This window comes from Actinomadura vinacea, assembly GCF_039532545.1.
GTDB classification, from domain to species: domain Bacteria; phylum Actinomycetota; class Actinomycetes; order Streptosporangiales; family Streptosporangiaceae; genus Spirillospora; species Spirillospora vinacea.
In genome coordinates this window covers 741,824-754,170 of sequence record NZ_BAAARW010000020.1, presented here as the reverse complement: position 1 = coordinate 754,170, position 12,347 = coordinate 741,824, and the positions used below count along the sequence as shown (strand labels likewise).

Annotated in this window: 12 protein-coding genes; 6 read left to right on the top strand and 6 right to left on the bottom strand. The window is 70.2% G+C overall.

What is annotated here, in order from left to right:
• Positions 1–39: 39 nt before the first annotated feature.
• The 3 genes from ABD340_RS27905 (at position 40) to ABD340_RS27895 (ending at position 3,191) form a co-directional block, all read left to right on the top strand.
• A complete protein-coding gene (locus tag ABD340_RS27905) occupies positions 40–984 on the top strand; it encodes a GntR family transcriptional regulator (RefSeq protein ID WP_344592864.1) in 945 nt (314 codons plus the stop codon).
• Positions 985–1,004: 20 nt separating this feature from the next.
• Positions 1,005–1,589 carry a Uma2 family endonuclease gene (locus ABD340_RS27900; RefSeq protein ID WP_344592862.1) on the top strand — a complete coding sequence of 195 codons (585 nt, stop codon included), beginning with the start codon at positions 1,005–1,007 and terminating at the stop codon, positions 1,587–1,589.
• A 762-nt stretch (positions 1,590–2,351) separates the two neighbouring features.
• The gene (locus tag ABD340_RS27895; protein ID WP_344592861.1) at positions 2,352–3,191 is read left to right on the top strand and encodes a hypothetical protein; all 840 of its coding nucleotides are present in this window, start codon (positions 2,352–2,354) and stop codon (positions 3,189–3,191) included.
• A gap of 35 nt (positions 3,192–3,226) precedes the next feature.
• Here the strand turns inward: ABD340_RS27895 and ABD340_RS27890 are convergent, their stop codons facing one another.
• A complete protein-coding gene (locus ABD340_RS27890) occupies positions 3,227–4,765 on the bottom strand; it encodes an ATP-dependent DNA ligase (RefSeq protein WP_344592860.1) in 1,539 nt (512 codons plus the stop codon).
• 139 nt (positions 4,766–4,904) lie between these two features.
• Between ABD340_RS27890 and ABD340_RS27885 the strand changes: the two genes are divergently transcribed.
• Positions 4,905–5,612: a hypothetical protein gene (locus ABD340_RS27885; protein WP_344592858.1), complete on the top strand. Its 708-nt coding sequence runs from the start codon at positions 4,905–4,907 to the stop codon at positions 5,610–5,612.
• Positions 5,613–5,989: 377 nt separating this feature from the next.
• Positions 5,990–6,679, top strand: a complete 690-nt coding sequence (locus tag ABD340_RS27880; RefSeq protein ID WP_344592856.1) for a 4'-phosphopantetheinyl transferase family protein — start codon at positions 5,990–5,992, stop codon at positions 6,677–6,679.
• Between the two features lie 7 nt (positions 6,680–6,686).
• Here ABD340_RS27880 and ABD340_RS27875 read toward each other — a convergent pair whose 3' ends face one another.
• Positions 6,687–7,550: an SDR family NAD(P)-dependent oxidoreductase gene (locus ABD340_RS27875; RefSeq protein WP_344592854.1), complete on the bottom strand. Its 864-nt coding sequence runs from the start codon at positions 7,548–7,550 to the stop codon at positions 6,687–6,689.
• Between the two features lie 256 nt (positions 7,551–7,806).
• Between ABD340_RS27875 and ABD340_RS27870 the strand changes: the two genes are divergently transcribed.
• Positions 7,807–9,267 carry a flavin-containing monooxygenase gene (locus ABD340_RS27870; protein ID WP_344592853.1) on the top strand — a complete coding sequence of 487 codons (1,461 nt, stop codon included), beginning with the start codon at positions 7,807–7,809 and terminating at the stop codon, positions 9,265–9,267.
• 19 nt (positions 9,268–9,286) lie between these two features.
• Here the strand turns inward: ABD340_RS27870 and ABD340_RS27865 are convergent, their stop codons facing one another.
• From ABD340_RS27865 to ABD340_RS27850, 4 genes are all read right to left on the bottom strand, one after another.
• On the bottom strand, positions 9,287–9,934 hold the full coding sequence (locus ABD340_RS27865; RefSeq protein WP_344592852.1) for a TetR/AcrR family transcriptional regulator: 648 nt from the start codon (positions 9,932–9,934) through the stop codon (positions 9,287–9,289).
• Positions 9,935–10,084: 150 nt separating this feature from the next.
• Positions 10,085–10,714, bottom strand: a complete 630-nt coding sequence (locus ABD340_RS27860; protein ID WP_344592851.1) for a TetR/AcrR family transcriptional regulator — start codon at positions 10,712–10,714, stop codon at positions 10,085–10,087.
• 43 nt (positions 10,715–10,757) lie between these two features.
• A complete protein-coding gene (locus tag ABD340_RS27855; RefSeq protein WP_344592850.1) occupies positions 10,758–11,555 on the bottom strand; it encodes an aggregation-promoting factor C-terminal-like domain-containing protein in 798 nt (265 codons plus the stop codon).
• A gap of 174 nt (positions 11,556–11,729) precedes the next feature.
• Positions 11,730–12,242 carry a MarR family winged helix-turn-helix transcriptional regulator gene (locus ABD340_RS27850; protein WP_344592849.1) on the bottom strand — a complete coding sequence of 171 codons (513 nt, stop codon included), beginning with the start codon at positions 12,240–12,242 and terminating at the stop codon, positions 11,730–11,732.
• Positions 12,243–12,347 lie beyond the last annotated feature (105 nt).

Sequence of the window (12,347 nt, the reverse complement as noted above, 5' to 3'; positions counted from 1 at the left end):
CGGGTAGGTCTTCAAGGTCGAGAATGGACGATCTTCGGCATGATTTGCTTCAACAAATCACGGCCGAAGTTCATGGTGGCGGTAGGGTGCGCCCTCGTCAATAAGCTTCAACAAATAAACCCAACGCGAGGAGTCGGACACGTGGGGTCAGCTCGGTACAACGAGATCGCCGATGATCTGCAACGCCGTATCGACGCTGGTGAGTGGCAGTCGGGCGAGACCCTGCCGCAGATGGAGAAGCTTGCCGAGCAGTACAACGCCAGCCGCAACGCCGTCGCGCGTGCGGTGGGCAAGCTCGCCAAGGAAGGTCGCCTGGTCTCCGTGCCTCGCCGCGGGACGGTCGTCCGCCCCGGACATCGCAAGACGATCTTGAGAAGTGACCTGGTCAAGCGCAACACCAGACATGTGAAGGACGGACAGGAGTTCGCCGGCGGCTACAGCTTCCCCGCCGCCATGGGCAATGAGCTGTGGGTTCACCACGGCAAGCCGGAGGTCGGCAAGGCGCCGATCATGGACGCCCGGCTCGCGCACATGCTGAACGTGTCGGTCGGTGAAATGGTGATGAGACGGCTGCGTGTGACCGGCCCGGCGGGTGAGCCGGCCTTCCAGATCTCCACGACATGGATCCACCCGAGGATCACCGCTGAGACACCCGAAGTCGAAGAGGCCTATGGGACGGGGCCGGGCGCCTGGATCGACGCGATCGAGCGCAACGGGCACGGCCCCTTGGAGTGGCTCGAACGGCGCCGCGTGCGGATGCCGACCGTCGACGAGGCGCGTCTCTTGCTCATCCCTGTCGAACTGCCCGTGTGGGAGATCGTCCGCATCAGCTACAGCGCCAAGGACGAGAACGCCGTGGACGTCACCCAGGTCATCATCCCTGGTGACCGCATGGAGGAGGTCTCCCGTCTGCGGCGCGACGCGTCCGCCCGGTGGCCGCACCGCAGCGACGGTCCGGACGGCCCTCCGGTCGCCCCACGATGACTTGGATCAGTTTGCGAGCCATGCGCGCGCTGACGATCCCGTTGCCCTCGGGTGAGACCTGGACTCGGGCGGACTATGAGGCACTTCCTGAAGACCTCCCGGTACGGGTCGGCCTCGTCCACGGAGAACTCGTCTTGAAGCCGCGGCGCCGCCCGATCCACCAGCGCATCGCGCGGCGTCTGGCGACCCGTGTCGAAGAAGCGGCTCCCGCTGCTTGGCAGGTCGACACCGACGTGGACGTTCTCTTGGACGACGACGAGGTCGAGCCGGTCGAGATCGCACCCGACATCGTCGTGTACTCCTGCGACCACGACCCGTATGAACGTCCCATTTCCGCCGACCTTGTGGCGCTCGTCGCCGAGGTGGTGTCGCCGTCCACCAAGCGCAAGGACCGGCGAATGCATCCGGCCCTGTACGCGGAGGCGGGAATCCGGCACTACTGGCGGGTGGAGACCAGTCAGACGGCACCGGCGTTCGCGATCTACACCTATGAGCTCGACGACGCCACCGGCCGATACGTCGCGACCGGCGTGCAGCACGATCGGATCACCGGCACCTTGCCGTTCGACCTCGATATCGAACTCAAGGCCGTCCGCGAGCCCTGACCTCTCTTGGCCCGGCCCCCGAGTTCTGACGGTGAGGACGAGAAGAGCCCGGTGACGGGAGGCTGTAGCCGGGCCTGCCCTGTCCGTAACCGGCCGCGAAATTCGATACCCCTGCGCAGGCCCGAAAGGGATCCTTGTCCCTGAAGGCGGAACCGGGGGAACAATGGATCTCACCCGTGGACGGACTCTGGCGGTAACACTCATTCTTGCGCTGGCCTGCGGTTGCGGTAGCGGCGCGGTCAGCGGCGGCAGCCCGGACGAACCGGGCGCGAACGCGCCCCAGAACAACAGCGGCAACAACCCAGGCGGCGGTGGCGGCGGTGGACAAGACACCGATTACGGGCCACTCGAACTTCCCGTAGGCAATACCGGTGTGAATGCCTCCTCCGGCCTGGTCTACGAGGCCCTGCAAGCAGGGAACTGTGCCGGGGCCCGTGCGCAACTAGCGAAGGCCCCGAACTCTGTGGCGCCACCCGGCCCGGAGGCGATGCGGTTGCTCCGTGTTGGGATCGCGCTGTGCGAGCGCAGAGGCGCGGATGCCAAGAGCGCGTTCGCTGGGCTGAGCAAGCCCACCGAGCCGCAGTTCATGTGCTTCCTCTATCGGGCGGCGGCGAGTCTCATCAAACGGCGGCCGGTCTCGGCGTTCGGAGATTGCCCAACGGATCCCAGCCCCGGCGGTTCATCACCGGATGTGGAGACCCCCACGCCTGAGCCGTCACCCCCAGAGTCGCCGTCCGAGACCCCCTCCGTGGAGGCCACCGGATGACGACCCCCGACGAACCCGCGGGGGAGTCGCCACATTCCGGGTTGTTGCGGTGGGTCAGCGCCATCTTGGCCAATGCCACCGTCATCACGGCCATGCTGGTCTACTTCGGCTGGCAGCGCAGCGATGTGATGGCCAAGCGCCTGGGCATCAAAGAGAGCATCCTCGGGATGTCGACCAGGGATTACGTGCTCAGGAGCGTCGGGCAGGTCCTGGTGCTCCTCCTGGTCGTCGCGATCGGCGGCTTCTTGTGGATCGCCCTCGACCGGTGGCTGACCCGCGAGCTGGAGACTTCCGGACGTCTCACGGCAGTCGTCCTCCGCCTGCTCTCGCTGGCGTGGCTCGTGTTTCCGGCGGTCATCTACGTGCTGGGCTTCGTCCCGGCCCTGAACGCGTTCGCCTACATCGCCTTCCCGTTCAGCATCGGCGCGGGTGTCCTGCTGGCCTATTACGGAGCGCATGTCGGGGGTTCGCCGCCCGCCCGCGAGACGCTGCTTCGCGGGTTCGTGGCGCTCAGTGTCGCGTTCGCTCTGTTCTGGGGGACGTCCCACTATGCGACCGTGCTCGGCAACAACCTCGCGGACAAGGTGAACCCTCGCGACCTCACCAAGGTGGCGGTCTACAGCCCGCAGCGGCTTCACCTCAGTGCGCCCGGGGTGGCCGAGTCGCCCCTGCCGGACGACAAGAGCACCTACCGCTTCAAGTACACCGGGCTGCGCCTGCTCGACCACACGGGCGGGCGCTACTTCCTGATCTCCGACACCTGGACCCGCAGGACCGGCACGGTCATCGTCCTCGCAGCGAAAGACCCCATCCGCCTGGAGTTCACACACGCCTGAGCTGTCGTCCGGCCGTCCGCGAGCCCTGAGGGTGGTTACAGGCCCTCTGGCGCCTTGAGGGCTCCAAGGCTTAGGACGGTTTGGATGGTGTCGGCTTCGCTCGCCGTCTTGTCTTCGCGGTAGCGGAGGACTCTGGCGAAGCGGAGGGCTATGCCTCCGGGGTAGCGGGGGCTGCGCTGGATGCCGTCGAAGGCGATCTCGACGACCAGCTCGGGTCTGACCTGGACGGTCCAGCCGTCGTCGCTGACGGCCAGGGCGCGGAGGGCTTCGGTCTGCCAGGCGAGGAGCTTGTCGGTGAGGCCCTTGAAGGTCTTGCCGAGCATGACGAAGCCGCCGGTTTCGGGGTCGCGGGCGCCCAGGTGGAGGTTGGACAGGAGGCCGCGGCGGCGGCCGTGGCCCCATTCGACGGCCAGGACGACCAGGTCGAGGGTGTGGCGGGGCTTGACCTTGATCCAGCCGGCGCCGCGGCGGCCCGCGGTGTAGGCGGTGCCGGGGGACTTGACCAGGACGCCCTCGTGGCCGCGGGCCACGGCGTCGGTGAAGAAGGCGGTGGCCTCGGCGGGGTCGGCGGTGACGATGCGGGGCATGCGCAGCTCTTCGGGGACGACGCGGACGAGGGCCGCGTGCCGTTCGGTGCCGGGACGGTCGAGCAGGTCGTCGCCGTCGAGGTGCAGGACGTCGAACAGGAAGAGCGAGAGCGGGATCGACTCGGCGCGCCGGGTGCGGGTGGCGGTGCGCGCGGCGGTCACCTGGAACGGGTGCGGGGAGCCGTCGGGGCGCAGGGCGATCAGCTCGCCGTCGAACACGGCGTCGCGGACCGGGAGGCCGCGGAGGGCCTCGACGACCTCGGGGAGGCGGTCGGTGATGTCGTCGAGGGTGCGGGTGAACACCGAGATGCCGGCGGGGCGCATGTGGATCTGGGCGCGGATGCCGTCGAGCTTCCATTCGACGGCGGCCTCGCCGTCGAGCTTGGCGTAGGCCTCCTCGACGGAGGGGGCGGAGGCGGCGAGCATCGGCTTGATCGGGCGGCCGACCTCCAGGGTGAAGGCGCGCAGGCCCGCGGCGCCGTCGGCCAGGACCGCGGTGGCGACGGGGCCGAGGGAGCCGCGGAGCATGACGGCGCGGCGGACGTCGGCGGCGGGCACCTCGGCGGCCTTGGCGATCGCCTCGGCCATCACCCCGTCGAGGGCGCCCTGGCGCAGCTCGCCGGACAGCAGCCGGATGAGGAATTCCTGCTCGGCGTGCGTGGCGCGGGCCATCAGCGCGGTGACCAGGTCGCGGCGGCGGGTGACCGAGCCCTTGCCGGAGACCGCGCCGATCTCGCTGAAGGCGGCGTGCACCTCGGGGACGGTCAGGCCGGGCTCGGCGGCGGGCGGCGGCAGGTCGCGGAAGGAGGCGTAGCCGACGCCGATCTGGCGCTGGGGGAGCTCGCCGGAGAGGTAGGCGACGACGATGGCGGCCTCGCCGCCGGGGTCGGCGCCGCGCAGGCAGCCGGCCAGCAGGTCGGTCTTGGCCTTGCGGGACGAGGTCGCGGCCACCGCGGCCGAGGTACGGGCGATCTCCGTGAGCTGCACAGTTCCATTGTGATCCCCCGGTCCGACAGTCGGCGTGCTGTCCCCGGGGTTGGGGATTTCGTGCCTTCGGGGGCCCTGGCCAGGTGGCCGCCGGGACGATTACCTTGCGAGTGGTATGGGGCGAACAGGGGAGTCAGGAGTGGGCCTTCCGCGTACGCCGGAACCCTTCCAGAGGGAGTATTCGGCGCCGAGGCCGCCGGCGGTCGGGCGCCGGCCGAGGGTGCTGGCGCTGGTGGTCGCCGGGGTCTCCTTCGTGCTGGCGGCGGGGGCGGTGTTCCTGTTCTTCCCCGGCGGCGGGGAGGAGCGCGGCGCGCCGCCGCGGCGGGCGGCGGCCCCGCCCGCCAAGGAGTCCCAGGAGCGGACGATCGGCGCGCTGCCGGCGCCGTGCGGGACGGTCGCGGCGGGGACGGTCCAGGGCCTGATCCCGCGGGCGCAGCGGCGGGAGAGTTCGAACCAGACGCTGACCACGTGCACCTACACCTCCGGAGGGGACGGCTTCCGCTGGCTGCGGGTGGAGGCGTACCTGTACGCGCCGGGCAACACCGCGACGCCGGTGGAGGACGCCAGGCGCTACTTCGGGGCGCAGTGGACGCAGGCGGACAACGCCACGCTGGAGCGGACGGTGAGCCTGGCCCGGCATCCGGGGATGGGGGACGAGGCGTTCCGGGTGTTCAAGGCGGACCGGGGGCAGCCGACGGTGGTCGGGCAGGTGACGGTGCGGGAGCGCAACGTGGTGGTCACGGTGAGCTACAGCGAGCAGACCCGCGGCCGGGCCGAGGATCGCGAGCAGGACTGCCTGAACCGGGCGACCCGGGTAGCGGGTGAAGTGTTGCGGGGCTTCCGCTAAACCATTTCTGACCTGAATTGGCCGATCGCGGCATAGGTGATGTCAATCGCTTCTAGGCTGTTTCGGTAATGGGGAGGGAAGCGCCCGGCTCCCCGGTGGGTGATCGTTATGAGTCGGCGCGCGATGTCTCCTGGGGAGGAGGAGGTCGACGACGTGGCCGTACAGCCGGCAGGAGTGTCCTGGGTCAGGTGACCTCCGAGGTGAGGCCGAGGACCTGGAGTGAAGGCCGCGGGATGGACCCCCATCCCGCGGCCTTTTTCGTTGCCCGGGTGGACCGCCGTGCGGGTCCATTGGCGCACCATTGGCGCTCGCCGGAATAATGCCGAACATGTCATCGTCCAATGGCATGGTCGGGGGCGTTGTGAATGGAGTTGAAAGTGGAACCGGTTACCGTTTGGTGGGCCCCGGTGAGCGCCGCGGCGCCCGGCCTGGCGGCGTTGCTGAACCCGGCCGAACGTGCGCGGCGGGAACGTTATCTCCGCGATGTGGACCGGGACCGGTTCACGCTCGGGGTGGCGATCACCCGGGTGGTGGCCGGACGGCGGTCCGGGCTCGCCCCGGAAAGGGTTCCGATCAGCCGCCGGTGCCCGGACTGCGCCGAGCCGCACGGCCCGCCAGTCATCGCCGGCGGCCCGCATCTGTCGGTGTCGCACTCCGGTGCTCTGGTCGCGGTCGCGGTGTCGCCGTACGGGCCGCTCGGCGTCGACGTCGAGGAGGACAGCGGCCGGATCGGCGACGCCATCGCCCGCCGGCTGCTCGCGGACGACGAGCCGCACACCGGCGCCGCGGGCCTGCTCGTCTACTGGACGCGCAAGGAGGCGCTCTTGAAGGCCACCGGGGACGGTCTGCGCGTCCCGCTCGGCCGCCTGCACGTCTCCGCCCCGCACGAGCCGCCGCGGCTGCGCGCCTGGGACGGCCGCCCCGGCATGCCGGCGCGGATGGACATGCGGACCCTGGGCCCCGCCGCCGGGCATGCCGCCTGCCTCGCGCTGCTCGACCATCCCGCTGGGGTGCCGGTCGAGGAGCGCGACGCCGCCGGGATGCTCGGGGCGGCGGGGCCGGGTTGAGCCCGGGTCAGCGCAGCGCGGCGGGGACCCGGGCGAGCATGCGCAGCGAGCCGGGGGAGACCCGCGACAGCGCGTGGAACAGGTGGCCCTCGAAGTTGACCGGGACGACCGCCTTGTTCTTCACGATGGCCGCCACGATGCGCTCGGCCACCTTCTCCGGCGGGTAGCGGCGCGCCTTGAGCGCCCGGTCGCCGCGCTCGCGCAACCGCCGCGCCTCGTCCGCGGAGACGCCGACGAACGTGGAGTTCCGCACGATGGAGGTCGCGACGAAGCCGGGGCAGACGGCGGTGACGCCGATCCGCGAGCCGGCCAGTTCGGCGCGCAGGCACTCGCTCAGCATCACCACCGCAGCCTTGGTGGTGCAGTAGGCGGGCAGTTCGCGGGACGGGGCGAACCCCGCGGCCGAGGCGATGTTCACGATGTGCCCGCCGAAGTTGGGCTTGTCGGGCTTGGCGGGCAGGGCGTTGACGCGCTCCACCATCTGGCGGCCGAACAGCCGCGAGCCGTGCACGACGCCCCACAGATTGACCCCGATGATGCGCTCCCAGTCGGCCACGCCGGTGTCGAGGAACGAGCCGGTGACCGCGATGCCCGCGTTGTTGACGACGATGTCGGGGACGCGGTGGGACTCGCGCACCTCGGCCGCGAACGCCGCCATCGCGGCGGCGTCGGAGACGTCCACCCGGTGTGCGGTGCCGCCGGAGCCCGCCGCCTTGGCCAGCTCGACGGTGCGTTCGGCGGCGGGCAGGTCGATGTCGGCGGCGACGACGGTGGCGCCGCGTTCGGCCAGTGCCAGCGCGGTGGCGCGGCCCAGGCCGCCGCCGGCTCCGGTGATGACGGCGAGCGCGCCGTCGAAGTGCGCGAGGGGCATCGGCTGCCTCCGAGGTGGGGGGACGTCGGACGCGGGTCTCAGGGGTGACCCGGGCGTGCTTACAGATCGTCGGGGGCGGGGGCGCCGCACGTCAACGCGGCGCCCCGGCCAGGGCCGGGCCCGCGGCCGGATCAGGACGGCGGACGGCGGCCGCGGTGTGGCGGCACTCACAGTGGATTCGGCATTGTTGGACCTATCGTCAATAGCGCTGCCGCCGGTAACTTGCTGGTAGCAGGGCAGCGGTGGAAGGAACGGCATGATGGAGAGCTCCCCCAGAATCGTCATCGTGGGCTCCGGTTTCGCCGGCCTCGGCGCGGGCATCCAGCTCAAGCGCGACGGCTTCGACGACTTCGTCATCCTGGAGAAGAGCCGGGCCCTCGGCGGCACCTGGCATGACAACACCTACCCCGGGTGCGCCTGCGACGTCCCCTCGCACATGTACTCCTTCTCCTTCGAGCTCAACCACGGCTGGACCCGGATGTTCGCGCCGCAGCAGGAGATCCGTGCCTACCTGGAGCGCACCGCCGACAAGTACGGCGTCCGCGGCCACATCCGCTTCGGCGCCGCCGTCGACTCCATGGAGTACGACGAGGATGCGCAGGCGTGGAAGGTGACACTGGCCGGCGGCGACGTACTGACCGCCAGGGCGGTCATCTCAGGCGTCGGAGCCCTGCACATCCCCTCCTACCCCGACCTGCCCGGCATCGAGCGGTTCCAGGGCACCGCCTTCCACTCGGCCGAGTGGGACCATTCCTACGATTTCCGCGGCAAGCGCGTCGCCGTCATCGGCACCGGGGCCTCGGCGATCCAGTTCGTCCCGAAGCTGGCCGAGCAGGTCGACCGCATGGTCGTCTTCCAGCGCACCCCGCCGTGGATCCAGCCCAAGCCCGACGTCGCGATCCCCGAGGCCGTCCGCAGGACGTTCGAGAAGGTCCCCGGCAGCACCCGAGCGTTCCGCGACCTCATCTACTGGACGCTGGAGGCCCGCGCGATCGGGTTCACCGTCGACCCGCGGCTGTCCGCCCCGCAGGACCGGCTGGCCCGCCGCCACCTCGCCCGGCAGATCCCCGACCCCGGGCTGCGCGCCAAGGTCACCCCCGACTACACCATCGGCTGCAAGCGCGTGCTGCTGTCCAACGACTACTACCCCGCCATCGCCCGCCCCCACGTCCAGGTCGAGACCGCCGGCATCGCCGAGGTCCGCGAGCACTCGATCGTCACCGGGGACGGCCGCGAGCACGAGGTCGACGCCATCGTCTACGGCACCGGCTTCAAGGTCGTCGACGCCATGGCCGAATGGCGGGTCGTCGGCCGGAACGGGATGAAGATCCAGGACGCGTGGGCGGACGGCATCGAGGCCCACCACGGCACCACGCTTCCAGGCTTCCCGAACTTCTTCATGATGCTGGGCCCCAACACCGGGCTCGGGCACAACTCCGTGGTCTTCATGATCGAGATCCAGATCCAGCACATGCTCAGCCTGCTCAGGCAGATGCGGCGGCGCGGCGCGCGGACCGTCGAGCCCAGGCCGGAGGCCGTGCGCGCGTTCAACGACAGGATCCAGCGCAGGCTGCGCCGCGCCGTGTGGAACGAGGGCGGCTGCGACAGCTGGTACCTGGACGAGAACGGCGTCAACCGCTCCCTGTGGCCCGGCCACACCTTCGAGTTCTGGGCGGGCAGCCGCAAGGCCAGGCCCGCCGACTACATCTTCGGCTGACCGGCCACCCCGGCCGGCACTACTCGGCCGGCGCGAACATCGGGCGGAAGCCCGCGATCAGCTGGCGGATCACCGGGCGCTGCTCGGCCGGGGTGCGCCCGCGCAGGTCCAGCACCGGGTCCAGGCCGTCGTAGTACGGCGCCAGGGCCAGGAACGGCAGCGTCAGCAGCAGCTGCGTGGCCAGCACGTCCAGGTCGGCGTCGGGGCGGATGTCGCCGCGGTCCCGCCACAGCGCCAGCGAGGGATGGATGACCTGGAGGTAGTGCTGGTTGGCGGTGTCGCGGACCACCGACCGCACGTTGTTGTCGAGCTCGAAGTTGGTGGCCGCCGTCACCGCGCGCTCCAGCGGATGCTCGGCCATGTACTCGGTCCACTCGCAGAACACGTCGAACAGCCACCCCTCGAACGGCTGGTCGAGGTCCAGGCGGGCGATCCGGCGCTCCATCTCCTCGCGGATGCGGCGCGAGCCCTCGTCGCAGACGAACGCGAAGAACTCCAGCTTGTCGCTGAAGTACTGGAACAGCGATCCCTTGGCGATGCCCGCCTCGCGGGCGATGGTGTTCAGGCTGCCGGTCGAGTAACCGTGCTCGCCGAACTCGCGCATCGCAACCTCGAGCACGCGCTCGCGCTTACCGACGTTGAGCCGGAACCACGTGGAGGTCGGCATGGGACGTCTGCTCTCCTGTCAGCGGGTGGGCCCGGGGGCGGGTCCAGGGAGTCTCGGTCCAGGGGATCCAGTCTGCGGTCATGCCGCGTGTCAGGGGTCGGGGGATCAACGGTCAGAGGGTAGCGGTCGCGGCCGGGGAGAGTGGTGGATTCAGCGCGCGAGGCGGATGAGGATCCGGCACACCTCGTCGATGATCTCATGTGCCTCCGCCACGTCCGGTGCCAGCGCGATCTCCCGGCCCGCCTCGCCGATGACCGTCGTGAGCACCAGGCTGAGCACCTCCGTCGCCCGGTCGCCGTCATGGCCGCGCAGCAGTCTGGTGTTCTGCCCGATCCACTGGCGCGCCCGGGTGCGGCGCATCAGCGAGAAACCGGACGGCCCCTCGCCGCCGTGGAACAGCCTCGCCGCGGCCCGGCGTTTCCAGCAGACCTCCAGGTAGGCGCGCGCGCCCTCGATGAACAGCCCGATCGGGTCGCGCTCCCCGGCCGTGCGCGCCGCGGAGACCGCGCTGGCGGCGCGTGCCTCCTGCTCATCGCTCAACTCCTCCCACAGCGCCAGGTAGAGACCGGCCTTGCCGCCGTAGTGGTGGTAGAGGCTGCCGACGCTGATCCCGGAGCTCTCCACGATCTCGGCGATACCGGCGTCGGCGTACCCGCGGTCGGCGAAGACCTGCTGGGCGGCGTCCAGCAGCGCCCGCCGGGTCGCGTCCGCCCGTGCCCACTGGCGGCTGCCGCCCGACTCCCCGACGCCGCTGGTCTGACGGTCCTTACTCGTACGCACCCCCCAATGGTGCCCGATCACTCGCTCGCGGGCGCGGAGCCCCCTAGTACCAGTTGTTCGCCTGCCAGAAGGACCAGGCGCGGCAAGGGTCCTTGTAGCGGGCCTTGATGTAGCCCAGCCCCCACGCGATCTGCGTAGGGGAACTGGTGCGCCAGTCCGACCCGGCGCTGGCCAGTTTGGACGCCGGGAGCGCCTGCGGGATGCCGTACGCCCCGCTGGACGGATTGACCGCGCGCTCGTTCCAGTCGCTCTCGTGGTCCCACAGCGTCTCAAGGGACGACCAGCAGCGGCCCCACCCCTTGAGCTCGCTCATCTTCTTCCCGTACGCCTTGTTCTGCTTGGCGCTCGGGTTGGACTTGGCCAGGCGCTCGCGCTCCTGCTCGGCCTTCAGCTTCTCGCGGGCCTTGGCGTCCCGCTTCGCCTTCACCTTCAGCGCCGCCAGGTCGCGCTGGTGCTGCTCGTACGCCCGCTTCTTGGCGGCCGCGATCGCACCGGCGGAGACCGCGTCCATGTCGGACGAGGTCATCATCGCCAGCATGTCGTTGGCCGACAGCCCCTCGGTGCCGGGCGGCGGCTTGCTCTTGTCCCCGCTCAGCCTCTCCAGGTCGACCAGGACCACGGCGGCCAGGATCAGGCCCAGCGCGACCACGGTGATGGTGACGTTGCTGGTCAGCACCCGGCGCACCCGCCGCTTCTTGCGCGGCCGCTCCGGCGGCGGCTCGGGGGCGCGCGGCCCTTCGGCGAGGGACGGGTCGTAGGGCTCGTCCAGGCCGTAGGGGTCCGCGTACGGGTCGTACGGATCGGGGGTGGCCTGGGTATGTCGCGGGGGCGGCGCGGCCATGGTCCTGCGTCTGTCCCGTCGGCGGGAACGCGTGCCCTTGGAAGAGTCGGAGGACCTTCTGCGCGTGCCGTGGCTCTGTGGCATGGGGAATAGAGTGCCTTATCACGGGTGACCTGTCGCCGTCCATCACGCTGTACGCGGGCGGGGTCACGCAGGGTTCAGATTTGGTCCTCTTCAAAGCTCCATATCGCCCGCTGCCCGGCGGGCCGGTTGCAGCGCCTCGAAGACGTCCTGGTGGAACGCGCCGAGCAGCGCCATGGGCCCGTCGGACGACTCCAGCGCCAGGTTCACCGCGCCGGCGCGTTCCCGGCCCGCCTCGGTGATCTCGACCAGGGTGGCGCGGCGGTCGCTCGGGTGGGGGAGCCGGATCGCCAGGCCCGCCGCCTCCAGCTGGTCCACGGTCAGCTTGACCGACGTGGGGTGCATCATCACCAGCCGGCTCAGCTTGCTGAGCAGGGCCTGGCCGTCGCTGGTCAGCGCCAGCGTGGTGAGCAGGAAGTAGCCGGTCCTGGTCAGGTCGAGCCTTTTCAGCTCGGCGTCCAGGGCCTTCTTCAGAAGCTGGTCGAACCGGCTGACCGCGCACATGGTCATGAAGGGCCAGGGATTGCCGGGCAGTCCCTGGCCTTCCCAGCGGTCATAGACGCCCGCCACGAGCGGGTCTACGCAGTTACGAGCGGAAGTGGGCACCGACAAATCGTAACTTCGGACGAATCCTCATGTAAGTACTCGCTTCTTAGAGCTTCGTCCCCTAGAGTGCTCCAGATCACAGCGGTGCCGCGTGAGGAGGCTGGA